The following is a 25323-nucleotide window of genomic DNA, read 5'->3' on the forward strand; positions in this document are numbered from 1 at the left end:
GAGCGCGCCGATATGGCGCCCTAAGCTTGCAGGACGGTACCAATTGATCCGTCTTGGGGGTGGCGATTGCGCCAGGTCTGGCACAATCGCGTATCAATCGAGAACTTAGTGACGGTAGCCGCAGAGTGCTGTCAATGTCACGGAAGCTTCGTTCGCGCCTGTGGGGCGACCGGAACGGTTTGTCAGTGTCGCTGTCCATGTGCTCGTGGAGCTTGCGCCGGAACCTGTCACGACGAGCGGGCCAGTTGCGTTCAACTGGTCGATGCCTTGCACGCCGCCGGACATGACGGAATGTCCGTGCGAGCACGTGATCGAGACGTCCATGGACGCGCCAGCAGCGATCGAAGGCAGAGCCATTGTCTTGGTTTCGGGGCCGTGCGCATACGCTTGCGACGCGAGACCGAGTGCGGCAGCCAAGACTGTCAGCTTAAGAGCTTTTTTGGATTGGATCATGGTGTGTTTACCCTATCAAAAGTTTATTGTTGCGGCGCTTGCGGCGAGCGAACAGGCGCATAACCCCGCGACGCAAGGTCAACTGTAGTCACGCTTTTTTCATTTGTCTATTCCGGGTTCCCCTCATTGACGCATATATTGTGGGTGCGCGTTCTTACTGCCACAACCTGACGGGTGTGAGAGCTTGCAAAACGCGTGGAGTGGCGTTTGGATTTGCGCGTGAAGTGCGAAAAACCGCTGTTTCGTCAATAATCTGATGAGATCGCGTGTCTGTGGCGGGATGCTTTGCACAGACTTATCCACAAGGCGTTAAGTTTATTAACGCTGCGCCACTTTCGCCTGGAAGTTGTAACTGTCTGAAAGTAGTGACATTTAAGGCAGAAAGGCGCGTAACGAAGCTGTTACACGCCCTTGCGCTTTATAGTGTTTTACGGAGTTATCTTCAGGCTTGCTTGCTCATGCGCTTGCGCTCATGGGGGTCGAGGTAGCGCTTGCGCAGCCGGATCTGATTGGGGGTCACTTCCACCAGTTCGTCATCGTTGATATAGGCAATGGCCTCTTCGAGAGAGAGCGTCATCGGTGTCGTCAGGCGCACGGCCTCGTCAGACCCGCTGGCGCGCACGTTTGTCAGTTTCTTGCCCTTGAGGGGGTTGACCTCAAGATCGTTGTCGCGGCTGTGCTCGCCGATGATCATGCCAGTATAGACTTGCGCTTGCGCGCCGATCATCATCTTGCCACGGTCTTCGAGGTTCCACAGTGCATAGGCCACGGAGACGCCATTTTCCATGGAGATGAGAACACCGGCGCGACGGCCGGGGATCGGACCCTTATGCGGCGCCCAGCCATGAAAGACGCGGTTGAGAACGCCGGTGCCGCGCGTGTCGGTCAGGAATTCGCCGTGATATCCGATCAGGCCACGCGAGGGCACATGGGCAATGATGCGGGTCTTGCCTGCACCTGCCGGGCGCATCTCGACGAGCTCGCCCTTGCGCGCGCCGGTCAGTTTTTCGATCACCGCGCCGGAGTAATCGTCATCGACGTCGATGGTGGCCTCTTCAATTGGCTCGACCTTTTGACCATCAATCTCGCGCATGATGACCTGGGGCCGGGAGATCGACAGCTCAAACCCTTCGCGCCGCATGTTCTCGATCAAAACACCCATCTGCAATTCGCCACGGCCCGAGACCTCGAAGGCCTCACCGCCGGGCGTGTCGGCGATCTTGATCGCAACATTGCTCTCGGCCTCTTTCATCAACCTGTCGCGGATCACGCGCGATTGCACCTTCTTGCCATCACGACCGGCCAGCGGGCTGTCATTGATGCCGAAGGTGACGGTGATGGTGGGCGGATCGATGGGTTGTGCGTCCAGCGGTTCTTCAACGGCAAGGGCGCAGATCGTGTCGGCCACAGTCGCCTTGGACATGCCCGCGATGGAGACGATATCGCCTGCTTGCGCTTCAGGAATGTCGGCTTCCTCAAGCCCACGGAAGGCTTGGATTTTCGTGACGCGGAATTGCTCGATCTTTTGACCAATGCGGGAAAGCGCCTGAACCGTCGCGCCAACCTTGAGTGTGCCGCTTTCAACCCGGCCCGTGAGGATACGGCCCACAAAGGGATCCGAGCCCAGCGTTGTGGCCAGCATGCGAAAATCGTCGTCTTGTTGTGCGATTTGCTTGGGCGCGGGGACGTGGTTCACGATCAAATCAAACAAGGCCGTGAGATCCTTGCGCGGGCCGTCCAGCTCATGATCGGCCCAGCCGTTGCGCCCGGAAGCATACATGTGGGGGAAATCAAGCTGATCATCATTGGCATCGAGCGAGGCAAAGAGATCGAAGCATTCATCCAGCGCACGGTCCGGCTCGGCATCCGGTTTGTCGACCTTGTTGAGAACCACAATAGGGCGCAGCCCCAGGGCCAGCGCTTTTGACGTCACGAATTTGGTCTGCGGCATCGGCCCTTCTGCCGCGTCCACGAGGAGCACAACCCCGTCAACCATGGACAGGATACGCTCAACCTCGCCGCCAAAGTCCGCGTGGCCCGGGGTGTCCACGATATTGATCCGCGTGCTTTTCCATTCCACGGACGTGGGCTTTGCGAAAATCGTGATGCCGCGCTCGCGTTCGAGATCGTTGCTGTCCATCGCGCGCTCGGCCACGGCCTGGTTGGCGCGAAAGGCGCCCGATTGCTTGAGCAACTCGTCCACCAGCGTGGTCTTGCCGTGGTCAACGTGAGCGATAATAGCGATATTGCGAAGGTCCATGAGGTCAGCCTTTGTCGGGAGTTGCGCGCGCCATACAATGGCCGCCCGCCAAAGACCAGAGCGAAGACCGCGCAATTTGCGCCGTCGGGCCACATATCCTCATGACGCGCACGGATCTACGACTTCCCGCAATATGCGCAGTCCGGATCCAACACCATCGGGCCTAGGGATAACGGCTTTGACGGAGACCGCTATGTCGATTACGCCGTCGGCGTGTCGAACCTCTCGTTTTACCTTGGTGCAGACAACGATACCGGGGTGGTCGGGGCGATAAACGTCTTCGTTGGCGGTCTGCAGTCGTCTAGGGTGGATTTGATTGGAGATGCAGATATCTTGTCCACAAACATGCAGGATCTTACGGCATTCTCGAACGTGACCCGCATTGAAGTTGTCAATGTCACTGACGGCGCAGGCCTCGTTTGCGATGATTGTGGCTATGATTTCACAGCCACTGCACCGGTTCCGCTTCCCGCGGGGGGCTTGCTGATGCTGACTGCGCTTGGTGGTGTCGCGGCGCTGCGTCGTAAATCCTGAAGCAATCAAAAGCGATGAAACACCGATCAGCGCCGGGGTCACCGGCGCTGTTCTTTTTCGAGCTCAGATCAATGCGCGCCACTCTTGGAAAACACCTGAATGACCGCGATGCCCGCAATGATCAGCCCCAACCCAGCAATTGCAGGCCAGTCCAGACGCTGGCCAAAAACTACCCAGCCAATGATCGAAATAAAGAAGATGCCCAAGGCCGACCACATGGCATAGGCAATCCCCACCGGGATCGTTCGCAGCGTCACCGCAAGAAAGTAGAACGCCACTGCATAGGCCCCAACAACGATGAGCGATGGGCCCAGCTTGGTAAACTGCTCGGAGGCTTTCAACGCGGTGGTCCCGACGGTCTCAAACGCCACCGCGATGATCAAAGCAAGATAGGCAGGCATGCACGAACTCCTTTTGCGCAGACTGACCGTTCCGCGAGACCGTGACCAGCCCTTCTTTTGTCCGCAAATACCTCGGGGGAGGCACAAACTCTGTTTGTGACGGGGGCAGCGCCCCCATCCACGCGGGCCTCAATGCGCCAAATGAATGGAAAACCGGGATCTTATGGTGGCCTCGATCTCTGGATCAAATCGCGCAGGTGCCGGTGCGGCAAGGATCTCTTCCTTGCGCGCCACAGCATTGGCCACGAGGTCGGGCCGTCCGGATTCGTCCCATTCCTTGGGGCTCATCCGATTGCCCAGGCTGGGATAGATGCATTCGGTCTGCATCCGGGCCAGCGTCTGATCTGTGCCCAGGTAATGCCCGGGCCCGCCCACACAGACCTCTCTGATTTCCTCCAAAGCCAGCGCGGCGTCATCCACCTCGATCCCCCGCACACAGCGCAGCGCCTGACCAATCAGGTCATCGCTCAGGATCAGGCTTTCATGACAAAAGCCCAGAAGCGAGGCATGCATGCCCGCCGCCTCATACACCATATTGAGCCCCGACAGACCGGCCATCACATTGGAACACATCTGCTCCCATCCTGCCTGCATGTCGGGCAATTTGCTGTCGGAGGCACCTGCCGCCGCGCCGCCGGGCAATCCGTAGAACCGGTGCATCTGTGCGCAGCCCGCCGAGAGGAGCGCCTGTTCGCCGGACCCCACAGACATGGCGCCGGTGCGCAGATCAAGGCCGAAGGGCCATGTACCAAAAACTGCCGGATGCCCCGGCGCCATGGCATTCACATAGACCACGCCCGCCAGACATTCGGCCACGGCCTGAACGATGGCACCCGCAATGCTTGAGGGCGCCGTGGCCCCCAGCATACCTGCGGACAGCAGCAAAACCGGCAGGCCGCCCCGGATGCAGGCCTCCATTGTCTCGCAGCTCTCGGTTGCAAATTTCATCGGCGGGACGACGAAGCAATTGGTGTTGGACACGAAAGGTCGCGCGCGAAAAGCCTCCTCGCTGCCTGCGATCATGTAAAGCATCTCAAGGCAGTCCGGCATATGCGACGGGTCAGAGAAAGACGTGCCGATATGTTTGTGAGTGCCGGTTGTGCAGGCATAGATCGTGTTGAGATCCATCTCCAGATTGTCGATGACATCCCGGGCGACCATCGGCCGTTGCACGAAGTGGATATTGTCCAGCGCATCGCAAATGCGCGCGGCATCATGCAAATCCTGCAAGGTGCTCTCTCGGTAGGACTTGCCATCCACATCCACCATATGGACCGCCGCACCCGCCGTTCCGTAGTGCACGCGCGTGCCCGAGAGGTCGAGATCATTGGCTTCAGTGCGGCCGGGCAAGACAACATCCTTGCACGCAAGGGCCAGCATGTCGTCCACCAGCGCGCGGGGAAAGCGGATGCGCCCATCGGAGCCCAGCTCCGCGCCCGCCTTTGTCAGGATCTCGATGCCCGAGGCCGGCGTATCCGCAAGGCCGATCTGTTCCAGCGCATCAAGTGCGGTGTCGTGAATACGCCGGACATCTGCCGCACTCAAAGGATCATATCTGCCGCCTTCAAGACCGGGGCGCACCGGGCGCATATGTTCCGGCAATTTGGCGGCGCGGGCGGCGCGGCGGGCAGAACGCCCTCCGGCGCGGGATGGTGTTTGCGTGTTCATAGGGGCCTCATCGGGGCAAAGGGCGAAAGACGTGGGCGACACCGCAGGCGCGGTTGTTACAAGCTCACTGGTCGTCCGCGTGCCGCACGGCCCCGTGCCGCACCAATGGTGCGGCTCACCAACACAATCATGCAGGAATGATGCTGCATGTGGCCTCCCTCGTTGGAAGGAGTGTCAGCGCGGATCAGCCTTGGGTCTTACTCAATTGCGACGATGTGTCGTTTTTGGACGTTTCAGCAGGCTACCAGCGGCCCGTCGCGCCGCCGCCGCCTGAGGACCCGCCCCCAAAAGAGCCGCCGCCAGACGCGCCCCCCGTCGTGTGGCGGGAGTTCAGTGATGCAATGACATAGGTGTCTTCAAACCGGTGCCCACAGGAGGAACAGGTCGTCGTTTTGCGCCCCATGCCGGGCACCGCCGCACTGGGGCCCATAATCGTCTCGCGCGTGCTCTTGAGGCTCCGCGCACCGCATTTGGGGCAACGGCGCAGCGTCTTCAGGAGCGGTATGCCAAAAAACAGCGCAGCCATCAGCACACCCACAATCGTGAAAGGCACCCAGCGGCCTGTGCTCTGGGTCTCTTCGATGGTCACCGGCTCCAACCCCAAAAAGGGGCGCACGAGCTGATTCATAGTGGCCTGAGTGCCTTTGAAAATACCGCCGATGTAATCGCCTGCCGCGAACGCATCCAAAAAGTGACGGTCAATCACGACGGCCGCCGCTCTGTCCCACGCTCGGCCATAGGCCTGGCCCAACTCAATCCGCATGACCCGGTCATCGCGCACGACCAGGATCATCACGCCGTCATTGCGCGCGGCATCTCCAACGCCCCAATCGTTAAAAAGTCCGGTGGCAAATTGCTCGATGCTTATATCCTCGCGCGGCGCGTAGCGGTCGTAGCTGTCCAGCGTGACGATCGTCATTTCAACGCCGGTCTCTTGCGTGAAGGATTTCAGGATCGCGTCAAGCGCGGCCTCCTCTTTCTCGGGCAGCAGATCGGCAAAATCATTGACGGTCGTCGAGACAGAGGCGGGATAGCCTGCGGCGCTTTGGGCGTGCAGCAGGGTGGTGATCGCCAGCAGCGTGAGGCACAGTGCAGCGATAGAGGGACGGATCAGAGCAAACATCAAAAAACAGCGTAGCGCGATCTGCCACGTGCCGCAAAGGGGCTGATCCCGCCAGATGCCCTGTTTGGCTTGCGTGCCTTGTCTCGGCTGCGTCTTCCGCGCAAACTACGGCAGGGGAGCGGCACAAGGAGCCAGGTCATGATCTCAGGTCGCTGTCATTGCGGTACCGTCACGTTCGAAGTCTCGCTGAGTGAGGGAATCGCCTCTGCGCGGCGCTGTGATTGTTCACTATGCGCGCGGCGCGGGGCCGTCGCGGTTTCTGCGCCCTTGGATGGCATTCGCTATCTTTCCGGTCAGGACAGGCTGACGCTCTATCAATTCGGGACGAAAACTGCCGAGCATTACTTTTGCTCTATTTGCGGGATTTACACCCATCATCGCCGCCGCTCCAATCCCAATGAAATCGGGGTCAACCTCGCTTGTCTCGACGGACAAACCCCGTTTTTGCCAGAAGTGTTGGTCCATGACGGTGTGCATCATCCGTCCGATGGGCCCTCTGGCGATGCGGGCATCTTGCGGTTCGAGGCCTTTGACTGAGCGCGGCGCAGGGCCCGGCCTTGGCTGCCTGCCTGCCTGGTCTGCACTGATTTTCCAATGGCGCGCGGCGCACGCTGAATGATAGGCACAGGCCATGACACAGACATCCCCTCTGCTTGATCCCGCCCTGCCGTTGGCCTTGTTGCAGCATTGCCCGGCCTATGAAGCTTCGCCCTTGGCGCAACACAGCCACGCGGGCCACAGGATCTGGGTCAAGGATGAGACCGGACGTATGGGACTTGGCGCGTTCAAGGCGTTGGGAGGTGTGTATGCCGTGGCGCAGCTGGTGGCTCAATCCACCGGCGTGCCCGCACCGGCGCTCACATCCGAGGCCGCGCGCGCCAAAGCCTCCGATCTGACCTTTGTCTGCGCCTCCGCGGGCAACCATGGCATGTCGGTCGCGGCTGGCGCACAGCTCTTTGGCGCGGGATGTCGCATCCACCTGGCTGAGACCGTGCCCGAGGCCTTTGCCGCGCGCCTGCGCGCGAAGGGGGCAGGCGTCGTGCGCTCCGGCGCGACCTATGAGGCAAGCATCGCCGCCGCCATCGCGGATGCGCAGAGCACAGGCGCCATTCACCTCGCCGATGGCTCCTGGCCCGGTTATACCGAGCCGCCGCGCCTTGTCATGGAAGGCTACACGATCATTGCCGAAGAAATGCGTCAGGTTTTCGAGGCGCAGAATTCCTGGCCGAGCCATGTTTTTCTGCAAGCGGGCGTCGGCGGTTTGGCGGGCGCTGTGGCGCATATGATCCGGGAAAACTGGGCCCGGCAACCAGAAATCATCATCGTTGAACCCACGGCGGCACCGTGCATTCAGGCCTCAGTGGCGGCGGGACGGATGGTAACGGTAGAGGGTCCTGTGTCCAACATGGGGCGTCTGGATTGCAAGGACGCGTCCTTGCTGGCCTTCGATATCCTGCGCGAAGCGGCGGATCGGTACGTGACCATCTCCGACGAAGAAGGCGCTCAGGCCGTGACCGAGGCTGGCGCCATGGGATTTGGCTCGACACCGTCCGGAGCGTCGGGTCTGGCGGCGCTTTTGAAGCAGGAAGAACCTATGGCCGCGCCATTGGTCATCCTCTCGGAAGGTCTGGAAGACGCATAGTCACCCAAGCCCCGTTGACCTTGCCGCCATCCGCGCGCAGGTTGCGCCCATGCACATTACCCGCGGCATTTTGCTCAAGCTCCTTGCCCTTGCCCTCTTCACGATCATGGCCTCGCTCATCAAGGCTGCGTCCGACGTTGTTCCACCGGGGCAGGCGGTCTTTTTCCGTTCGGCCTTTGCGATGCCGATTATCATCGGCTGGCTCGCCCTGCGCCGTGAGTTGCGTGGCGGGTTGAAGACGACAAATCCGCTGGGCCATTTCTGGCGCGGTTTCATTGGGGTTTGCTCAATGGGATTGGGGTTTGCCGCACTGGGCATGTTGCCTCTGCCAGATGTCACGGCCATTGGCTTTGCCGCGCCGCTCATCACGATCATTCTGGCGGCCCTTTTGCTGGGAGAGCGGCTGCGCCTGTTTCGCCTGAGCGCAATTGGCGTGGGCTTCATCGGGGTCATGATCGTTCTGGCGCCTCAGTTGGGCGTCTCCGCGCAGGACGCGGCGACGTTGGGCGCGATCTGTGCGCTCTGTTCGGCGGCGTTGCGAGCCCTGGCGCAAATCCACATCCGCAAGCTGATGCGGTCTGGTGAGGAGACAGCGGCTGTCGTCTTCTATTTCTCGCTCACGGCGACCCTGTTCTCGCTGCTCACATTGCCCTTCGGCTGGGTGGTGCCCGATATGACGACAACGGCCATGCTGATCGGGGCCGGGCTGATCGGCGGCGTGGCGCAGATCTTCATCACGGCCTCGTATAAATTCGCCCCGGCCTCGGTCCTGGCGCCGTTTGATTATGTGCAAATGATCTATGCCCTGATCGCGGGCTATGTCTTTTTTGCAGAAGTCCCGACATCCCAGATGCTTCTGGGCTCTGCGGTGATCATGATCTCCGGGGCGCTCATTATCTGGCGTGAGCGGCAGCTGGGCATAGAGCGTGGGCGGGACCGGGCCAAGCTCGACAAATTCGGCTAACGCAGGGCCTCGCGGGCCAAAAGCTCTGACAGGGCCAGGATGGCCCGCGCGCGTGCCGCCGATATGCTGACTGGTCCTACCGGTTGCGCGATGGGCTCTGAGAGATCAAACCGTCCGGATCGTTCCCGCCCGTCATCCAGACGTCCGAGGAAATACTGGCCGGCGAGCTCAAATGTGCCGTCGGCGCGCGCCAAGACCGTTTCAAACCGCAGATCAAGCGCGGCCTCGGGCAGGCTCTCGAAGGGCCAGGGCGATGGGGCGATGCGCGCGGAGGTCAGCGCCGAAAGATGCCGGGTGATCTCCAGCGCGATGGCGCGGTCGGGCTTGTCCGCCCAGAGCACATCGCTGCCTGAAACCACGAGGCCGGTTTCTGTCTCTACGGCGATTTCATCTGCCAGCGCATAGGCCGGAAGCGAGGGCTCCTTGAGCTCCAGCGTTGCCATGCTGACACGGTACTGGCCTTGTGCCTCCGGCGCGCTGACCGCGACGAGTTCAGGCTCGGAGCCGCAGGCGGCAAGCGAAAGCAGGGCCAGCGCCGCAAGTGATGGGGCAAGTCGCATCAGTTTCTTCCTCGGATCAGGGCGCTTGGGTTGCGCTCGATGGTCCGCGCGAGCGATGTGATCGCGGACGCAGCTTTCTGGATGTCGCGCAATGCGGCCTGGGCGTCCCGGCTCAGCGTATCGCCCTTGTCATAGCCTGAAATGGTTGCGCTGGCCTGATTGAGAACCTGGGTCAACCGCGTCACGAGCGCGGGAAGATCCCGGGTCGAGCCTGCGACCGCATCGGCCGCGTCGCGGGCGGAGGCCAGCGTGGCGTTCATATTGTCTACAGCACCGCCTGCGCGCAGCTCCGAAAGCGTCAGGTTGAGCTCTTCCAATGCTGCATTGAGCTGTTCTGGCAATTCCTGCACGCCGTCCGATTGCAACAGACCATCAGCTGTCTCGACGATGCCTGTGACCCGTTCGGTTAGCGCATCGAGGGGCAGGGCGCGGGCTGTGCGCGCCACCTCGGTCAACTCGTTGAGCAGCCCGGGCATGCCGTCCACGGAGCTTTCCACGGCAGCTGCGGCTGTGGCCGCGCTATCGACGGCAGCCGCCAGGCGCTGGATGGTTTGCGCTTCCTCAAGATCGCGCAAGAGCGCCTCGGTTTGGCCCAGTACCTGATTGAGGTTGCCTGCAACGGCTTGCACGTCATCGGATTGCACTACATCCGTGATACTGGCCAGCAACAGGCGCAGGTCTTCGGGAAGTTCCTGCACATCCGTATTTTGCAAAATGTCATCGGCGGCATCCATGACCCCGATGACCCGTTCAGTCAGCACATCAAGCGGCAGATCGCGGGCGCTTTGAGCCACGGTTGTGAGTTCCTCAAGCAAGGCGGGCAGGCCTTCGACGGAGCTGTCCACGGCATCGGCTGCGCGCGCCGCCGCATCCACGGCATCGGCCAGACGCTGCACGGTTTGCGCACGTTCCAGATCGGCCAGCAAGGTCTCGGTTTGGCTCAGAACCTGATTGAGATTGCCCGCAACCGCCTGCACATCGTCGGATTGCACGACGTCTGTGATGCTGGACAACAGCGCTCGCAGGTCTTCAGGTGTTTCGCGCAAGGCGTCGCTTGAGACGAAGCTGCGCGCGGTATCCAGAAAATCGATGGCGCTTTGCATCAGCTCTTCGACGGGCAGAGATGAGACGCGGTTGAGCACACCCTCCACGGAGGCTTGTCCGGAACCCATCTCACTGGGAATCGAAGGCAGTACGGGCAAGCCTTCGGCAGTCTCGCGCAAGGCGCGCCCGTCGGTATTGTCCGTAGCCACAAACTGAACCTTCAGCCCCCCGGCCAGCAGACTTGCCGAGGCCAGCTGCGCCCGCAGACCTTCGCCCGCGCGCAGCCGCAAGAAGTCCAGCGCAGCATCGGCAGTTGCCTCGCCCTCCAGCCCTAACCGCGTGGGCTGGATTTCCAGAACCGCATTGAGCCGCACGCGATTGTCGCCAAACGTCTCCGCATCAATCACGCCAAAGACCGAGCTGACCGCACCGATCCGCAGCCCTGCCAGTTCGACAGGCGCGCCAATATTGAGGCCCGAGATATTGTCATCAAAAATGACGCTGACGGAGAGATCCTCCACCAAGGATTGATTGAAGATCGAATCCCGCGCGCCGTCTTCATTGCCATAGACCTGAAACTGCGTCCCCGCCGTTGCCGGTGCGCCGCCAGAGACAAAGGTCTCGAAGGTGATGCCCCCAGCCACGAGGCTTGCCAGAGAGCTGAAGTCCAGCGATGCGCCAGAAGCGCCCACGGAGAGCGAAAATCCCGACGTGTCCCAAAAGCGGGTATTGTCGTTGATCAGCCGGTCATGGGGCTCGTAGATGACAGCTTCGGCGACGGCGAAATTGCCCACAGGATCAATGAAGGCCTTGCCAATCCGCCCGACTTCGATGCCGCGGTACAGGATCGGCCCTTCGGCTGATAACGTGCCGCGCTGGGTGCTGCGCAGCGAGATTTGCAGGCCCGGTTGATCGGAGCGAAAGAGCGGTGGCTCTGGGCGACCTCGGAAGGTGCTGGCAGGCGCGCCGATCTCGGTGTCCCAGCTGCCCTCGATGTAGACGCCACTCAGCACGGTATCGAGACCTGTGATGCCTTGTGTCGTGACCTCGGGCCGAACGACCCAGAATTGCGCCGTGTCATCGACGTAAGCGGCGATGTCGCGATCCAGCCGGATCGCCACGTCGACCGCTTCCAGCCCGTCTGTCAGGCCAATGTCCTCGACCACGCCAACGGTCACGTCGCGGAAGCGCAGCTCGGTTGAATTGGCGGACAGGCCCGCGCCATTCTCAAACATCACATGGATGATGCGCCCTTGATTGGCGTAGCTGCTCCAGGCGATGGCGAGCGCGGTCACGATTGCGCCCAGCGGGATCAACCAGATCAGCGACACGCGCGACAGCACGCCGGGCTGTGGCGGCTCGATGGGAAGAGGCGGCGGCGTTTGGCTCATGAAGCCTCCTGTGCCGCACGCGCATCCCAAATCATGCGGGGATCGAAGGCTTGAGCAGAGAGCATCGTAAAAATGACCGACATTGCAAAAAACAGGCTGGCAGGCCCGGGCTGGATTGCCGCGAGTACATTCAGTTGGACGAGTGATGACAGGATGGCAACCACGAATATGTCGATCATCGACCAGCGACCGATGTATTCGACAACTTCATGGACAAGGCGCAGCTGTCCGCCGGTCAACCGCGTGCCCCGGGACACGCTGAGCGCGAGGAGCGCGATGGCCACGAATTTCCCGATGGGGATGGCGACGCTCGCAATGAGGATAATGGCCGCAACGCCGTAAGCGCCGTGATCAAACAGCTCGATTGCGCCGCCAACGATTGTATCGGCCTGCGTGGACAGCAGTGTTCGGGTTTGCAGCATTGGGTAGATATTGGCGGGAATGTAGCACAGCAGGCCCACGATCCACCACGCCCAGACCCGTTGCAGAGAAAGCGGATCGCGGGCGCTCAGCGTCTTGCCGCACCTCGTGCAACGTGCGGGAGCAGGGATGCGATCGCTACTCTCGTGTACCTTCGAGCAACGACGGCAGGCCACCAGGCCAAGCGCGCGCGCCGTTACGGTTTGCGAGGATGAATGAGTGCGTTCCATACGGACCACCTGCACATAAAGGAATCCTGCGCAATCACGACAAGCACAAGCATGGAAAACAGCCAGAACGCCGGGCCAAACCAGATATCGGCCAGATCGGCCACTTTGATCAGCGCAACCGCACAGCCCAGCACAAAGATCTCCACCATGGACCAGGGCCGCAACGCCTCGGCCCAGCCGAAGATACGTTTTGCCCCCGGCGGGATCGGGCGTTCGAGCACAAGCGGCGTCAGCACATAGATCAGCCCCAGTGCACGGGCGACGGGGATCACGATGATCAACGCAATCATGGCCAATACCAGCGGCTCATAGATGCCGCCGTCGAAGGCAAAGGCTGTTCCCAAAATGGAGATCGAATTGGTCATCCCGCCCGCTTTGATGGCGAGAAACGGCATGAACATCGCCGCTGTCACGAGAATGCAGACAGCACATGCCAAAGCGATGATCTGGGTGCCTGCCTTTCGCTTAGGCGTGATCAGGACTGTATGACAGCGCGCGCAGATCGCTTGCTCATCGTGTTTCGGGCGCACCAATTCATAGGCCGCATCGCAGGTCGGACAGACGATGTAGCGATCCGGGGGCAAATCTGGCCGTGTGAGGAGGGGTGGCAGGGTCAGCTCCTTTGCAGAGCAATTGGCAGCAATATCGTGAAATTACGCCATGGGACAGGCAGGCACAAGCCAAGACCGCGCCAACAAGCTGCGGCCTGCGTCAATTTGAGTATTTCACTCAGGATTGATTTTTCTGCCCGCATACCACACAATTTGAAGGGCCCGGTGATGGTCAGGAGAGCAGGTTGATGGCGAAGGTCCCAAGCCCGTGTATTGATGTATGCAAGTTCAAGCGTGCAGGCCATTGCATCGGGTGCTCCATGACCAAAGCCCAAAAAAGCCTCTTCAAGGAGCTCAAGAAGGACAAGCACAGATTGGCCTTTATTGAGATGCTGCGCACCCAGCAGGACAGCCTCGGGAAATACAAGCACTGGGCGCCAGCCTATGACAGCAAGCTCAAGAAAAAGAAGATCAAGCTGACGTGGGACGACAAAAAGGTCGCGTAACCGCGCGCACCGAGACCGCCAGTGCTTGAGGCCCGGTTGGCCTTTGGAAATCTGAGTTTCAGCCTGCCCCTTGCAGGTGTTGCACAGGGCTCTGCCTTAACCTTTCATTAATCCCTTTTGGGGCATGGTTAACGAAGGGGTAAGCGAACAACAGAAGTTCTTTCGGAAAAGGGGCACATGGTGCTTACCCGTTTTTTCGAACGCGTCAGAGCGTTCGTCCTCTCGCCTGACCGGTCAGGGCAGGGAGCCACGGTCTCGCTTCAGCCAAGCGGTGATTGTTCCCTCGGAGCCTGCGCGATCAAGCCCCTCAAGATCCTGTTGCTGGAAGACGACCCGGGCAATGTCTTTGTCTTTCAGGCTTATCTGAAGGAAATGGGCTGCCCGCCCTGTGATCATGCAGCAACCCTGAAGGATGCGCGGGCGTTTCAGACGGACATCGAGAATGGCGCATATGACCTTGTCGTCTTTGATATCATGCTGCCGGATGGAGAGAGCTTCGCGCTTGCAGGTGAGGTCAGTCAAAAGACGTCCACCCCTGTTCTCGCTTACACCGGGCGAACGGATTCATTGGATGTGGTGGCCATGGCGCAAGCCGGTTTCCGCGCCGTACTAACCAAGCCATTGGACTATAGGGAATTTCAGGACGGATTAGCCGCTGTCCTTCATACCGAGCGGAGGGAATGATGCGCTCACAATTGGATTACATAACTCGCAACGATGCGTGCGAGACAGAAGAATTGCGCGCAACAGGATACGTACAGGCAGGGACAAGTGCCTTTACGCTGGGTGCCAACGGATCACTATCGCGCACCGCAGACCTTGGCCATTATTCAGCAGATGATCTGCGGGAACTGGCCATCGCACCCGCGATTGACCACATCGGGCGCTACCATGACATTGTCTCAGGCGCAGACCGCCATGATTGGGTGCGTCACTCGCGGGACGGATCAACTGTTCTCGAGCGCCCGTCCGCAGGCGGGAAAAACTGGGCCTTGCCGCATGTGGATTGGCAGGCGTTGCAGAGCTCGAGCCGGGGCAATCTTTGGAAATTATGCGCCTATCTCTGTGCGGATGCACACCGTGTGCTGGGCTCCCAACGCGCCATGGTATACCGGTTCGACAGCGATTGGAGCGGTGAGATCATTGCAGAACGGCACGCGCCGCATCTCGAGCCTTTCCTCGGCCGCCACTTTCCTCCGACCGACATGCCTGCGCAGGTCCGACAGCTCTTCGTAGAGACCTGGTCGCGTCAGATATTTGCGCCGCAGATGGGGGCCGTGCCGCTTACGCCTGTGTCGGATGATGCCGCGCAAGTTGATCTGACCCATGCGCTTGGCCGCTACGTCTCGCCGTTTCATGTGCAATTTCTCGAAGGCATGGGCGCGGGCGGTTCTGCCTCCTGCGCGCTCATGTTCGAAGGCAGACTCTGGGGGATGCTTTTGCTGCATTTCGAGCAGGCAAGGGCGTTGAATGTCCCTGAATTTGCCTTTTTGCAAAACGTGTCGGAGGGATTTGCCACAGCGCTGGAGCGGACCCGGCAAGCCGATCAACAGCTGTGTCGTGGACGGTTGCGCCGGTTGACCCGGGATTTTCAGAACACGGCCAAGGAGACGGACAATTTCGTGTCTGCGTTGATGACGTCCCGGACCTCATTTCAGCGGATTTTGGGCGCTGTGGGCGCAACACTCGTGTGCGGTGACAGCTATTGCCACACGGGGGATGTGCCGGATCAGGCAGTCATTCTGGGGCTGATAGATACGCTTGGCGCACCACTATGCCCTTTTGAAACAACGACGCTGGACAGGCTTGATGCGGTCCTCCCGCATACAGAGCGCCGGGACATCGCCGGCGCCAGCGTCACCAAGCTGAGCGCCGACCCAGAGGCATTTCTGCTCACCTATCGGCCCCTTCATGCGCACGCGCTGACGTGGGGAGACAAACCTCAGGCGATCACTCAAAATGGGCCCGATCAAAGGCGCGCTTTCAGCCCAAATCCTCAGATCTGGGTCGAGCGCATTGCCGACCGTTGCGCGCCCTGGTCTGAACAGACCGAAGAAATCCTCGCGGTTTGTCTCTCGGTTCTCTCGGATGGTTTTGGTTTGGACTCACAGGATCTTGGAGCGTTCGTTCAGGCCCATATGATGGATCTGATGGCGCAGCCTGATCGTCTGCGCCGCCACGTTCAGTCGCTGTGCCAGAGCAATAAGTCCGCAATGGCCATTGCCTTGGAGCTCGAGAAATCAGGCCAGTGCGAGGTGCTGGAGGTGAACCCTGCCATGACCGAGGCCTTCGCGCTTACGTCCGAGATGACGCGCGGCCTGAGCCTTGATCACATGGGGCAAGCGCTTGGCTTAGAGCCACGGGTTCTGGAAGCCGATGCGGCACAAGTAACGCTCTCGACGGACAACAAGGGCGCAAGGGACTTTGTCCTGCAATCCGCCCGTGTGATCGAAATGGGGCGGGAGAACGAACCTGATGAGACGATCCGCTTGGACCTGGTCACATTGCGCGACGTGACGGAGGAGCGCCACATCGCTGGCGCTCTGGTTAAGGCCCAGCATGCCCCGGATGCCGACACTATGCACCCACAGGATCGCTATTCGCGACTGGCCCATGATCTGCGCTCGCCCTTCAACGCGCTCCTCGGTCTGTCCGCGCTCCTGGGCCAGGACGAGGCCATGCTGGAGGGGACGGCCGCCTCGGATCACGTGTTCATGCAGGAGGCGTCAGCGGACATGACCCACCTTGTCCAAATGACGTTGAACAACGCGGTGCATCCCTCTGTTTTGGGGGAAGAAACACTGGAGGCACTCAAGATAAGGGATATGTTGGCCGAATGCGCGCAAGCGCTGGAAGCCCAGATGCAGATGCGTGACATCACCTTCGAGATCGCGGAGCGCACGCAGGCGCATGTACTTGCGGACGCGCGCGCGCTGCGTGAGGTTGTCTTGACCCTGCTGCGCAACGCCATTTCCCGGAACGTACCAAACGGTCATATCCTTGCCTCGATCACCGAGGAACAGACCCATGTCTGCGTGCGCATAACGGATACCGGCCAAGGCATGACCCGCGCCGAATTGGCGGATTTGTCGCCTACAACCCTGCCGTTTGCCGATGCCGAGGGGGCTGGAATGTGTCTCTCGATTGCGCAAAACCTTGTCACCCTGATGGGCGGCAGCATCACCTTGTCATCGCAGCAGGGCATGGGAACCACCGTAAAGATGCTTCTGCAAAAGGCGGACAGGGATGCGTTGGATTGGATGTTGGATCGCGTGAGGGCGGGTTGATGGTGGGCCGGTCCGAAGACCACATCCTGCGGAAATCCGCAACCGCACAGGTGCATCGTTTGATGATGACGAGATCAGCCAGCCGAATATCGCGCGCCGCGCGGATCTGGAGGATCGGAGGGGCGTTGCACTCCAGCACTTCTCCCATGATCCAGAGCGCGCGGCGCGGGGCCTGGGCTGACCGCCAATCTGGGCGTCGATTATGCTCTGGCAGGCTCGCAGATTGATGCGCGGCATTTACATCGCGCGTCGGGATCTTGCTCGCGCGCAAGAACGCCATGGCTGCGTTTGATCTATTCGCAAGGGGGCTCTCCATCGAGACGTCGCATACGCGAGATCTTGTCAGACGCGCATGAGCCTCGCGCAAAATACGCATGGACCAGCCCGTGGCCTTGGGTGCGATTAACACTATCTGTCGGCCATGACGGATGGATATACATATCAGCACGGGGCGCAGCAGGGGCGCCCGCGCCGCGCGATCTCTTGGCGCCGCTGGGTGCCCCTTGCTTTGGGGCTCGTTTTGGCAGCCGTGGCCTTGGCCAGTATTCTGGGACTGGAGCGGCGCTTTGACGGTCTGGATGTGCGCGCCGCCGATGTCGGTTCGACCCCTGTGACGCTCTACAGCCTGCCCGCCGCAGAGCCGCAGCCCCTAGTCGTTGTTGCGCATGGGTTCGGTGGCTCACGCCAGATGATGGATCAAATCTCGGTCACGCTGGCCCGCGCCGGTTTTGCCGTTGCCGCGTTTGACTTCCCGGGTCATGGGCGCAACCCGCAGCCATTGTCTCGTGACGTGACATCGCTGGACGGGACCACCGCGCAGCTTGTGGCGGTGACGCAAGAGGTCGCCCGCGCGATGTCTGCGCGAGACGATATTGCAGGCCCGATCTCCTTCGTGGGTCATTCCATGGCGACAGATGTGATTATCCGCGCCGCTGAAGAGACGCCGGACCTTGGCGCTCTTGTAGCAATTTCCATGTATTCCGAGGCTGTCACACCCCAGTTCCCACAGGATCTGCTCATCGTTTCGGGCGCGTCAGAGGGCCATTTGCGTGCCGTCGCGCTGGAGGCCGTCCGGATGTTGCAGGCAGAGGCGCAAGAAGGCGACCTTGTTCGGCAAGGTGATACGTCGCGTCAAGCGATTGCAGCTCCGTTCGTGGGCCATGTCGGGGTGCTTTACAGCGAGACAACACTTGATGCGGCCGCAGACTGGCTCTCACGGGCCGTTGGCGAACGATGGCGCGTTGAAAGTGATACAAGTGGCATCACGGCAGGCCTTCTGCTCCTCGCGCTGACGGGCCTCGCTTGGCCCATGTCGCGGCTTCTACCCGCCCGCCCGCAGGCAGCTTCGAACGATCTTCCGCGCCGACAGTTCTGGATGGCTGTGGGCCTGCCTGTTTTGCCCGCAGTGGGCGTCACATTGCTGATCCCGGCGACTGTGGGTCCTGCGGCGGGCTTTGCCACGCTTGCGGGGTTTTTCGGCATTTGGGGCGGCGTTCAGCTAATCCTGCTGCGCCGTTTCGGGCAGGCTTTTCCGCGCGTCGATGCGTGGGCGAGCGCGGCGCTGCTGGTCTGGGGCCTCGCGGTGTTCGCCTTGGCGCTGGATCGCTACGGGGCTGCCTTTCTGCCCTCGGGCCCACGTGTGCCTGTTATGGCCTTGCTTGCCCTGGGCACCGTGCCGCTCATGCTGGCTGATGCCATGCTGCTTGGAAGCGCATCGCTTTGGCGGCGTCTCGTGGCGCGATTTGCGATCCTCTTGGCGCTATCTGCGGCCATGGCGCTGAATGCACAGGATCTGGCTCTGACCTTTACGGTCTTGCCGGTCTTTGTGCTCTTCGTGTTGGTCTACGGCAGCTTCGCGCGCTGGATTTCGGAGCGACGCGGGGCCGGGTCCGCGGCATTGGCGCAGGGGGTTTGCCTGGCCTGGGCGCTGGCCGCCTCCACGCCGCTCTTCTCGACGCAGCTTCTCCCATGAGCCTTCTCGTTCTGACGCAGGACACTGTCTGGAACCCCGGCGCTTTGGAGACGGGCCATGTGCCGCGCAAGGTGATCAATCGCATCTCTATCCTGCCGCGCAGGGAGGCCGGTGCAAAGCTCGTGGCCCGCGTGATTTTCGAAAGCCAGATCCTGCGCTACATGGTGGCGCTAACGCCTTTTATCATTGCGATGTTTGTCTGGCCGGATCTTGCCCTGCCGATCTCGCAGGCCCCCATCGCGATGATTGTGGCGATTGCCTTCGTCGAGATGAAAGTGCTGCGTATCAAGCCCGAGAAACGAGATGCGCTGATCGCGGAACACGAGGCCGCCCAGGCGCTTGATGCCTTGACCTTTCGGGCCCGCAATATCCTGAGCCGGATTGCCGCGCGCCATGAGGATCTGGAGGGCGAGATTCTGTTGGTTGTTGAGCAATCGGAACTGGCCAATATCGCGCCGCTGACGCTTGTATCGGTGCAAACCGCCATTGGCAGACCCAGACTGCTCGCGCTGGATGCAGAGGATCGTGCGCTTGTCCGGGACGCGCTCTTTGATGACAGCTTTACCGAGACGCAGTTGCAGCTTGCCAATTTGCGGGAGGACAGTTTCGTGCGCACGACAACGTTTGACACGCGCGGTGTCTCGGGCCACGCGCGGCTTGCGGCGCGCTTGAGGCAACGGCAGGAGGCGCAGGCGCTGGCATGAGCATCAATGCACAATCCGTCTCTGCCGGTGAGGCGCTGGACGTGCTGCGCGCAGGGTGGGCAGCACAGGCCGCAGGCACCATGACCGTGTCATGGATGCTGCATGGGCGCCCCGGTGTGGGCAAAACAGAACTTGTGCGCAGCCTTTCCGAGGAGATCGGCGCGCAACTCTTCGACATTCGCCTGACAACCATCGAGCCGCAGGATCTGCGCGGCCTGCCGTATTACGATCATGAGACCAAACAGACCGTCTGGTACCGGCCAGAAGACTTACCCGATGATCCCACGCGCCCGGCGGTGCTGTTTCTCGATGAGCTCACCGCCGCATCGCCCTATCTGCAGCCCACGGTCTACGGGCTCTTGCAGGAGCGTCGCGTGGGCCGTCATCTGCTGCCCGCCAATGTGTTGATAATTGCTGCGGGCAATACCGTCGAGGATGGTGCCGTGGCCTATGAGATGGGCACGGCGCTCTCTGACCGCTTGGTGCATTTGCAGGTTGAGGCCAATGCGCGCGATTGGCTGGAGCATTATGCCGTCGACCGTAGTCTGCATCCGGCGGTGACAGCGTTTCTGCGCGCGCGGCCTGATCTGCTGGATACAACGGAAGATGCGCTGCGGCGCGGAGAGATGATTGCCTGTACGCCGCGCTCCTGGGAACGGGTGAGCCAGATCATGGGGGCTGTAACCGATAAGCGCCACCGCAGCACCATGATCTCAGGCACCATCGGCGTGGCCGCCGCCGTCGAGTTTGCCCGCGTGGCCGATGAGGTGGACGCGCTGGTCACGGTCTCAGAGCTTCTTGCGGCCCATGCGCGCGAGCGCCGTGCCCTGATGCCGCGCAGTGTCAATGGATTGGTGGGCCTGATCTACGCGCTCGTGGCGCAGGTCGATGCCGAGACCATGCCGGGCACAATCGACATCATGGCAGATATTCGAAAGCTCGATGCGGGCGCAGGGACCAGCCTGCCGCTCTCCGAATTGTGCAGCTTTGGCTTTGAGCTGTTGATCCGCAAAGCGCTGGCCGAGGGGCTTGAGGACGCCTTTGGCAGCTCGAAGGCCTATGCGGATTACGCAAGTGAGCGTGAAGCCGAAGGCCTCGCGTGAGCCTTGCGCCAACAAGCGGGTCGCGCCACAGCCATCGCGCGCGCGCGGCCCTCGCGCGCATGCCGGACGTGGATCCTGCGATCAGCGTTTTGGCGCTCTGGTGTCAGCATCGCGATGGGCCGGGCCAGACGCGCACGCAAGGCTCTGTCATCACCTATGGAGCGGGGTTCGAAACCCTGCCGATGCCCGAACAGGTGGGCCTTGCCGCGCATCACGTTTTGCATGTGGCGCTGCAACACAGCGCGCGGGCGGCTGACATGGCGCAAAGGCTGGGGGCGGATTTTGATCCCAAGCTCTATGCGCTGGCGGGGGATGCGATCATCAATGAAGTGCTGTTGTTGGCAGGCCATGCGGTGCCGCGCCCTGCGGTGCGCGCCCGCGAGTTGCTGCAAGCGATATGTCCAGACGCGGCAACCGATGGTCTCCTGGCAGAGTGGAACACCGAACGGCTTTATCTGCACATCGCGGGCCACACGCGCACAGGCGCAAAAAACGCGCGTCAATCCGCCGAAAGCTATGCACTGGCCAAGCGCTTCGAGCCGGATCTGGATGCAGAGGACGAGGCCGGTCAGATGGAAGAGGCCTGGTCGGCGCGGTTGCGTGATGCCGGGGCCGCGGGGCGGCATGCGGGCAGCGGCATTGGCGCGACGCTGGCCCAGATCGCGGATCTGCCGCAATCTCACATCCCCTGGGAGCGCCATCTGCGGGGTCTTTTGGCAAAGGCCGTCAGCCATCAGCCGCGCCTGAGCAGCAAGCGGCCCGCGCGGGGCTGGATTGCGCGGGACGCACAGGCGCGCTTGGCTCATGACCCGTCACCTGCCTTTGAGCCCGGTTTTGCCCGGGACCAGCGGCGCGCGCGCATTGTGATTGGCCTTGATACATCAAGCTCCATCACGGCCACGCAATGGCGTCTGTTTGTAGCTGAAGCGCAGGGGATTGCCCGACGGTCCGGAGCCGAGGCGCACCTCTTGTGCTTTGACACAGAGGTACATCTGCGGCTCGATCTGTCCGAGGCCAGTACGCTGGAGAATGTGCAGATGCGGCGCGATGGCGGGACGGATTACGCGCCATTTTTGCAGGAGGCACAGGGGCTAAATCCGTCCGTCATCATTATCATGACCGATCTTGATGCACCATTGGGCGCGCCGCTGCGCTGTCCCGTGATCTGGGCGGTGCCAGCCCCGCCCGCACGGACGCCCGACTATGGCACGCTCCTGCGCATGGACTGCTGAGGGCTCCAGGCTCGCAGAGCATGATTTAGACCGTTGCGCCCTTGCGCCGGATGAGCGAGCCCAGCGAGGCCGCGATCACACCGACAAGCACAGAGACGCCAAGCTCCATGGCGGCCAGATCGCCAAAGAGGAACGCTTCGCCAAGCCCGACGACCCCGCCGAGGATCGCAGCCAGGACAATGTTGCGGGTCATCATGCCAACGGCGAGGCCCAGGATGCCGGGAAGGCTCAGGACGTTGCCGCCAATGGTTCCGAGAAGTTCTAACATGGTGTTTCCTTGATTTCTTTGACCCTGGGCACCCGGGTTCGTGTCTCGGATGCAGGGCAGGTGGCACAAAGGCCGGTTGACACCGGCCCTCGCGACAACAGTAAGTTAGTCCGCCAGACCGGCGTTTTCGCGGTCCGCGCCAGAAGGCAGGCCCAGCTCTTCCGTGATCCGCTGGTATTCCTCGAGATGACCGGAGGGCAGGCTGTGTGCGATGCCCTGGTGGCAATCAATGCACGTCATGCCCTCATCCAGCGCGCGCTGGTGTTCGCGGCCGGCGCGGGCCTCTTGCAACGTGAAATCCATAGCGTCGAACTCATGGCAGTTGCGGCACTCGCGGCTGTCGGATTTCTTCATCTTGGTCCAGACCGCCGAGGCCATTTGCAGACGGTGGTCTTCATATTTTTCGGGGGTCGAGATGGTGCCCATGGCTTCATGATAGACATCCTTCACAGCCATGATCTTGGCCTTGACCTTGTGGTTCCATTCCTTGGGCACGTGGCAATCCGCGCAAACCGCGCGGACGCCGGAATGGTTGGAGTAGTGGATGGTCTCACGATATTCGCCAAGGTTTGTTTCCATCGTGTGGCACGAGACACAGAATTCCTCGGAATTCGTGGCCTCCAGCGTCCAGTGAAAGCCGCCCCAGAAGAGAATGCCCACGAGAAAGCCCGCGATCAGCGTGAAGCCCACGCTCAAAGCTGCCACCGGCCCCCAGAACCAGTCCCACGCGCGCCCGATCACGCCACGGTTTTGCGATTTGTCGTCCATTTCTTTGCTCCTTGCGCGCGAGGCTCAGCGTCCGATGGACGGCTGGAACAGGTTTTCGACAAGCGCGGGCGCATTGGCCTGCGGTACGTGGCACTGGTTGCAGAAATACCGTGTACCTGCGATCTGATCGAGCTCGCGGCCTTCGCGGTCGAGATAGTGGGTCATCGACAGGGTCGGCGCATTGCGCTCACCAGCCTTGCTCCAGTCATGACAGCCCAGACATTGATTGGTGCGCAGATCGATCTGATATTGCGCGATCGAATGTGGGACGAGGGGCGGCTGCTGGCGGTAGTTGCGCTTGATGCGCCCCTCCATCTGGTCGTAGTTGCGATCCACGGCGACCTGATCATCAACCGTGCCACCACGCAGGGTGACATTCAGCGATTGCGCGAGCGCGAGTGTCCCGCACAGGGTGAGGGCAGCCGCCAGACCTACTCGAATTGTTTTCTTCATTGGGAGAACTCCTTTTTCGCGCTCATGCGGGGCGGGACGCCTGCTCTTGGCGTTGGAACATGCGGCGCGGCGCCTTGGGCATCGAGCCGATGGGTGAAAGTGAATACATTCTCGGCACAGACATCGATGCAGCGCCCGCAGGCGGTGCAATCGGGTGAGAGAATGAGCGGGGACGTTCCCTCCGCACCCTTGAGCGCGGGGGAGATGACGTGGTTTTCGGGGCAGACCGCATAGCAATCCATGCAATCATCGCAGGCGCTGCGCGCGCTGGCGCTCACCCGGACGAGACCCTTGGCCCCCACCGCGCCGTAGAAGGCGCCCACGGGGCAAAGATGGCCACACCAGCCGTGCCGGGCCAGGAGCGTGTCGAACAGGAAGATCCCGAGCACAAAGACCCAGGCAAAGCCCATGCCAAAGAGGATGCCGCGATGCAAAAGCGTGATCGGGTTCACGAGCTCCCACACGACGGTGCCCGTCAGGGCTGAGGCGGCAAAGACCGCGCCCAGTATCCACAGACGCGTGCTGCGCTTGGGCTGCCAGCCTTTGGGCAGGTTGAGCCTGCGATGCAGCCAGTTTGCGGCATCGGTGACCGGGTTAATGGGGCATACCCAGGAACAATAGAGGCGCCCGCCAAGAAGGCCGTAGGCCAGCAGGACAATGAAAGCGCCAATCAGCGCGGTCATTTCCGGCCAATGCCCGGCGAAAAGGCTTTGCAAGAGCATCATCGGGTCCGTGAGGGGGAGCGTGCCCAGTGTCAGCGAGCTGGCCAAAGTGCCTTGCACAATCCACAGACCAAACCAGGGTCCGGCGACAAAGAGCGCGAGAAACCCCAGTTGTGACGCGCGGCGCAGCAACAGGAATCGATGCGCCTTGAGCCACCCCTTGCGGGTGATGGCCTCGCGGCCGACGGGGAGAGCGGAGGCGGTCATTGGCCTGCTCCCGTTCCGGGTAGGGTATAGCTTGGTGTGAAACCACCGGGCGCGGCGAGGTTGTCCGTGCCGGGGCCGGGCAACCGGTCAGGCAAGTCAATCACATCATCGAGCAGCGGCGCGCCCCGGTCGGCTTTTTCTTCCCACCCGCGGCGATAATGCTCTGCGGCCTCGGCCCGCGCCATGCGCGCCGGAAAGACCTTGATCGCGGCTTCGGGGAGGACACAGCTCTTCTCGCACATGCCGCAGCCTGTGCAATGATCGGCATGCACGACCGGCATGAAAATCGCATGGTGGCCCGAGCGCGCATTATGCGACAGCTCCAGCGTGATCGCCTCGTCAATGACGGGGCAAACCCGGTAACACACGTCACAGCGCAGACCGAGCGCGTTGAGGCAATTCTCCTGATCCACAAGGACCGCGACGCCCATATCGGCATCGTCAATATTGGTCAGATGGGGATCAAGCGCGCCCGTGGGGCAGGCCGCAACGCAGGGAATGTCGTCGCACATTTCGCAGGGCACGTCGCGCGCCGTGAAATAGGGGGTGCCCGTGGCGGCGCTGGTCAGGCCAAGCTCGGCCAATTGCAGCGTGTCATAGGGGCAGTCGCGGACGCATAGCCCGCAACGCACGCAAGCCGACAGGAAATCCGCCTCTGGCAGAGCGCCCGGCGGGCGCAATGCTTGTGCGGGCAAAGCGCGCGCTTGTGATCCGAGATAGGCCAGCGCCGATCCCGCCAGGGCACAGCCCGCTGCCGCACGCGCAGTATCTGTCAGGAACCGGCGGCGCGAGGCATTGGGATTGGAGCGTTTGGCGGGCATGGAGCTGGCCTTTTACTTTCAGATCAATGGGCTACGAGG

Annotated in this window: 25 protein-coding genes; 11 read left to right on the forward strand and 14 right to left on the reverse strand. The window is 61.4% G+C overall.

The annotated features are described in order from the left end of the window. Positions 1 to 105 precede the first annotated feature (105 nt). Positions 106 to 453, reverse strand: a complete 348-nt coding sequence (locus ACP15S_RS05710) for a hypothetical protein (RefSeq protein WP_425038608.1) — start codon at positions 451 to 453, stop codon at positions 106 to 108. Between the two features lie 442 nt (positions 454 to 895). Further along, on the reverse strand, positions 896 to 2713 hold the full coding sequence (typA, locus tag ACP15S_RS05715) for a translational GTPase TypA (protein ID WP_425038609.1): 1818 nt from the start codon (positions 2711 to 2713) through the stop codon (positions 896 to 898). Between the two features lie 345 nt (positions 2714 to 3058). Here typA and ACP15S_RS05720 point away from each other — a divergent pair, with 345 nt between their 5' ends. Next, on the forward strand, positions 3059 to 3247 hold the full coding sequence (locus ACP15S_RS05720) for a VPLPA-CTERM sorting domain-containing protein (protein ID WP_425038610.1): 189 nt from the start codon (positions 3059 to 3061) through the stop codon (positions 3245 to 3247). Between the two features lie 68 nt (positions 3248 to 3315). On the opposite strand, the gene ACP15S_RS05725 is transcribed toward ACP15S_RS05720, so the two are convergent. The 3 genes from ACP15S_RS05725 to ACP15S_RS05735 form a co-directional block, all read right to left on the reverse strand. Continuing rightward, positions 3316 to 3648, reverse strand: coding sequence for a DMT family transporter (locus ACP15S_RS05725; RefSeq protein WP_425038611.1), 333 nt, complete (start codon positions 3646 to 3648; stop codon positions 3316 to 3318). Between the two features lie 129 nt (positions 3649 to 3777). Continuing rightward, positions 3778 to 5316 carry a trimethylamine methyltransferase family protein gene (locus ACP15S_RS05730; protein WP_425038612.1) on the reverse strand — a complete coding sequence of 513 codons (1539 nt, stop codon included), beginning with the start codon at positions 5314 to 5316 and terminating at the stop codon, positions 3778 to 3780. A gap of 241 nt (positions 5317 to 5557) precedes the next feature. Further along, a complete protein-coding gene (locus ACP15S_RS05735) occupies positions 5558 to 6439 on the reverse strand; it encodes a TPM domain-containing protein (RefSeq protein WP_425038613.1) in 882 nt (293 codons plus the stop codon). Between the two features lie 138 nt (positions 6440 to 6577). Between ACP15S_RS05735 and ACP15S_RS05740 the strand changes: the two genes are divergently transcribed. The 3 genes from ACP15S_RS05740 to ACP15S_RS05750 all read left to right on the forward strand — a co-directional run bounded on the left by ACP15S_RS05740 (position 6578) and on the right by ACP15S_RS05750 (position 9045). Beyond that, positions 6578 to 6976, forward strand: coding sequence for a GFA family protein (locus tag ACP15S_RS05740; protein ID WP_425038614.1), 399 nt, complete (start codon positions 6578 to 6580; stop codon positions 6974 to 6976). 94 nt (positions 6977 to 7070) lie between these two features. Next, positions 7071 to 8081, forward strand: coding sequence for a pyridoxal-phosphate dependent enzyme (locus ACP15S_RS05745; protein ID WP_425038615.1), 1011 nt, complete (start codon positions 7071 to 7073; stop codon positions 8079 to 8081). Positions 8082 to 8130: 49 nt separating this feature from the next. Beyond that, positions 8131 to 9045, forward strand: coding sequence for a DMT family transporter (locus ACP15S_RS05750; RefSeq protein ID WP_425038616.1), 915 nt, complete (start codon positions 8131 to 8133; stop codon positions 9043 to 9045). Here the strand turns inward: ACP15S_RS05750 and ACP15S_RS05755 are convergent. The 4 genes from ACP15S_RS05755 to ACP15S_RS05770 are packed head-to-tail and all read right to left on the reverse strand — an operon-like array spanning position 9042 to position 13274. Next, on the reverse strand, positions 9042 to 9605 hold the full coding sequence (locus ACP15S_RS05755) for a PqiC family protein (RefSeq protein WP_425038617.1): 564 nt from the start codon (positions 9603 to 9605) through the stop codon (positions 9042 to 9044). The two genes, ACP15S_RS05750 and ACP15S_RS05755, sit on opposite strands and share 4 nt — an antisense overlap. Further along, positions 9605 to 12040: an MlaD family protein gene (locus ACP15S_RS05760; protein WP_425038618.1), complete on the reverse strand. Its 2436-nt coding sequence runs from the start codon at positions 12038 to 12040 to the stop codon at positions 9605 to 9607. The genes ACP15S_RS05755 and ACP15S_RS05760 overlap by 1 nt, the downstream gene beginning before the upstream one ends. Beyond that, positions 12037 to 12690 (reverse strand): paraquat-inducible protein A, encoded by a 654-nt coding sequence (locus tag ACP15S_RS05765; RefSeq protein ID WP_425038619.1) that lies wholly within the window; start codon positions 12688 to 12690, stop codon positions 12037 to 12039. The genes ACP15S_RS05760 and ACP15S_RS05765 overlap by 4 nt, the downstream gene beginning before the upstream one ends. Beyond that, a complete protein-coding gene (locus ACP15S_RS05770) occupies positions 12657 to 13274 on the reverse strand; it encodes a paraquat-inducible protein A (RefSeq protein WP_425038620.1) in 618 nt (205 codons plus the stop codon). Before ACP15S_RS05770 ends, ACP15S_RS05765 begins: the two co-directional genes overlap by 34 nt. A 215-nt stretch (positions 13275 to 13489) precedes the next feature. Here ACP15S_RS05770 and ACP15S_RS05775 point away from each other — a divergent pair, with 215 nt between their 5' ends. The 7 genes from ACP15S_RS05775 (at position 13490) to ACP15S_RS05805 (ending at position 22045) form a co-directional block, all read left to right on the forward strand. Beyond that, entirely contained in the window at positions 13490 to 13747 is a 258-nt protein-coding gene (locus tag ACP15S_RS05775) for a DUF1289 domain-containing protein (protein WP_425038621.1), read from the forward strand. A 177-nt stretch (positions 13748 to 13924) separates the two neighbouring features. After that, the gene (locus ACP15S_RS05780) at positions 13925 to 14431 is read left to right on the forward strand and encodes a response regulator (protein ID WP_425038622.1); all 507 of its coding nucleotides are present in this window, start codon (positions 13925 to 13927) and stop codon (positions 14429 to 14431) included. Then, entirely contained in the window at positions 14431 to 17034 is a 2604-nt protein-coding gene (locus ACP15S_RS05785; protein ID WP_425038623.1) for an ATP-binding protein, read from the forward strand. The genes ACP15S_RS05780 and ACP15S_RS05785 overlap by 1 nt, the downstream gene beginning before the upstream one ends. A 421-nt stretch (positions 17035 to 17455) precedes the next feature. Then, positions 17456 to 19006, forward strand: a complete 1551-nt coding sequence (locus ACP15S_RS05790) for an alpha/beta hydrolase (protein ID WP_425038624.1) — start codon at positions 17456 to 17458, stop codon at positions 19004 to 19006. Beyond that, on the forward strand, positions 19003 to 19710 hold the full coding sequence (locus tag ACP15S_RS05795) for a hypothetical protein (protein ID WP_425038625.1): 708 nt from the start codon (positions 19003 to 19005) through the stop codon (positions 19708 to 19710). The genes ACP15S_RS05790 and ACP15S_RS05795 overlap by 4 nt, the downstream gene beginning before the upstream one ends. Further along, a complete protein-coding gene (locus ACP15S_RS05800; protein WP_425038626.1) occupies positions 19707 to 20813 on the forward strand; it encodes an AAA family ATPase in 1107 nt (368 codons plus the stop codon). Before ACP15S_RS05795 ends, ACP15S_RS05800 begins: the two co-directional genes overlap by 4 nt. After that, positions 20810 to 22045 carry a DUF2201 family putative metallopeptidase gene (locus ACP15S_RS05805; RefSeq protein ID WP_425038627.1) on the forward strand — a complete coding sequence of 412 codons (1236 nt, stop codon included), beginning with the start codon at positions 20810 to 20812 and terminating at the stop codon, positions 22043 to 22045. Before ACP15S_RS05800 ends, ACP15S_RS05805 begins: the two co-directional genes overlap by 4 nt. A 25-nt stretch (positions 22046 to 22070) precedes the next feature. Here the strand turns inward: ACP15S_RS05805 and ACP15S_RS05810 are convergent, their stop codons facing one another. From ACP15S_RS05810 to napG, 5 genes are all read right to left on the reverse strand, one after another. After that, positions 22071 to 22313: a hypothetical protein gene (locus ACP15S_RS05810; protein ID WP_425038628.1), complete on the reverse strand. Its 243-nt coding sequence runs from the start codon at positions 22311 to 22313 to the stop codon at positions 22071 to 22073. A gap of 105 nt (positions 22314 to 22418) precedes the next feature. Beyond that, on the reverse strand, positions 22419 to 23081 hold the full coding sequence (locus tag ACP15S_RS05815; protein WP_425038629.1) for a NapC/NirT family cytochrome c: 663 nt from the start codon (positions 23079 to 23081) through the stop codon (positions 22419 to 22421). A 24-nt stretch (positions 23082 to 23105) separates the two neighbouring features. Then, the gene (locus ACP15S_RS05820; RefSeq protein WP_425038630.1) at positions 23106 to 23534 is read right to left on the reverse strand and encodes a nitrate reductase cytochrome c-type subunit; all 429 of its coding nucleotides are present in this window, start codon (positions 23532 to 23534) and stop codon (positions 23106 to 23108) included. Further along, positions 23531 to 24463, reverse strand: a complete 933-nt coding sequence (napH, locus tag ACP15S_RS05825; protein ID WP_425038631.1) for a quinol dehydrogenase ferredoxin subunit NapH — start codon at positions 24461 to 24463, stop codon at positions 23531 to 23533. Before napH ends, ACP15S_RS05820 begins: the two co-directional genes overlap by 4 nt. Next, positions 24460 to 25284 (reverse strand): ferredoxin-type protein NapG, encoded by an 825-nt coding sequence (napG, locus tag ACP15S_RS05830; RefSeq protein ID WP_425038632.1) that lies wholly within the window; start codon positions 25282 to 25284, stop codon positions 24460 to 24462. The genes napH and napG overlap by 4 nt, the downstream gene beginning before the upstream one ends. Positions 25285 to 25323: the final 39 nt, after the last annotated feature.

Source organism: Primorskyibacter sp. S187A (genome assembly GCF_049800955.1).
GTDB lineage: Bacteria > Pseudomonadota > Alphaproteobacteria > Rhodobacterales > Rhodobacteraceae > JAKVBH01.

Bases quoted from the DNA above. Each gene is read 5' to 3' on its own strand.
- ACP15S_RS05735 (WP_425038613.1), bottom strand. From the start codon at position 6,439: ATGTTTGCTCTGATCCGTCCCTCTATCGCTGCACTGTGCCTCACGCTG.
- ACP15S_RS05810 (WP_425038628.1), bottom strand. From the start codon at position 22,313: ATGTTAGAACTTCTCGGAACCATTGGCGGCAACGTCCTGAGCCTTCCC.
- ACP15S_RS05815 (WP_425038629.1), bottom strand. From the start codon at position 23,081: ATGGACGACAAATCGCAAAACCGTGGCGTGATCGGGCGCGCGTGGGAC.
- napH (WP_425038631.1), bottom strand. From the start codon at position 24,463: ATGACCGCCTCCGCTCTCCCCGTCGGCCGCGAGGCCATCACCCGCAAG.
- ACP15S_RS05790 (WP_425038624.1), top strand. From the start codon at position 17,456: ATGACGGATGGATATACATATCAGCACGGGGCGCAGCAGGGGCGCCCG.
- ACP15S_RS05765 (WP_425038619.1), bottom strand. From the start codon at position 12,690: ATGGAACGCACTCATTCATCCTCGCAAACCGTAACGGCGCGCGCGCTT.
- typA (WP_425038609.1), bottom strand. From the start codon at position 2,713: ATGGACCTTCGCAATATCGCTATTATCGCTCACGTTGACCACGGCAAG.
- ACP15S_RS05740 (WP_425038614.1), top strand. From the start codon at position 6,578: ATGATCTCAGGTCGCTGTCATTGCGGTACCGTCACGTTCGAAGTCTCG.
- ACP15S_RS05800 (WP_425038626.1), top strand. From the start codon at position 19,707: ATGAGCATCAATGCACAATCCGTCTCTGCCGGTGAGGCGCTGGACGTG.
- ACP15S_RS05795 (WP_425038625.1), top strand. From the start codon at position 19,003: ATGAGCCTTCTCGTTCTGACGCAGGACACTGTCTGGAACCCCGGCGCT.
- ACP15S_RS05710 (WP_425038608.1), bottom strand. From the start codon at position 453: ATGATCCAATCCAAAAAAGCTCTTAAGCTGACAGTCTTGGCTGCCGCA.
- ACP15S_RS05725 (WP_425038611.1), bottom strand. From the start codon at position 3,648: ATGCCTGCCTATCTTGCTTTGATCATCGCGGTGGCGTTTGAGACCGTC.
- ACP15S_RS05750 (WP_425038616.1), top strand. From the start codon at position 8,131: ATGCACATTACCCGCGGCATTTTGCTCAAGCTCCTTGCCCTTGCCCTC.
- ACP15S_RS05730 (WP_425038612.1), bottom strand. From the start codon at position 5,316: ATGAACACGCAAACACCATCCCGCGCCGGAGGGCGTTCTGCCCGCCGC.
- ACP15S_RS05820 (WP_425038630.1), bottom strand. From the start codon at position 23,534: ATGAAGAAAACAATTCGAGTAGGTCTGGCGGCTGCCCTCACCCTGTGC.
- ACP15S_RS05780 (WP_425038622.1), top strand. From the start codon at position 13,925: ATGGTGCTTACCCGTTTTTTCGAACGCGTCAGAGCGTTCGTCCTCTCG.
- ACP15S_RS05785 (WP_425038623.1), top strand. From the start codon at position 14,431: ATGCGCTCACAATTGGATTACATAACTCGCAACGATGCGTGCGAGACA.
- ACP15S_RS05775 (WP_425038621.1), top strand. From the start codon at position 13,490: ATGGCGAAGGTCCCAAGCCCGTGTATTGATGTATGCAAGTTCAAGCGT.
- ACP15S_RS05720 (WP_425038610.1), top strand. From the start codon at position 3,059: ATGCAGGATCTTACGGCATTCTCGAACGTGACCCGCATTGAAGTTGTC.
- ACP15S_RS05760 (WP_425038618.1), bottom strand. From the start codon at position 12,040: ATGAGCCAAACGCCGCCGCCTCTTCCCATCGAGCCGCCACAGCCCGGC.
- napG (WP_425038632.1), bottom strand. From the start codon at position 25,284: ATGCCCGCCAAACGCTCCAATCCCAATGCCTCGCGCCGCCGGTTCCTG.
- ACP15S_RS05755 (WP_425038617.1), bottom strand. From the start codon at position 9,605: ATGCGACTTGCCCCATCACTTGCGGCGCTGGCCCTGCTTTCGCTTGCC.
- ACP15S_RS05745 (WP_425038615.1), top strand. From the start codon at position 7,071: ATGACACAGACATCCCCTCTGCTTGATCCCGCCCTGCCGTTGGCCTTG.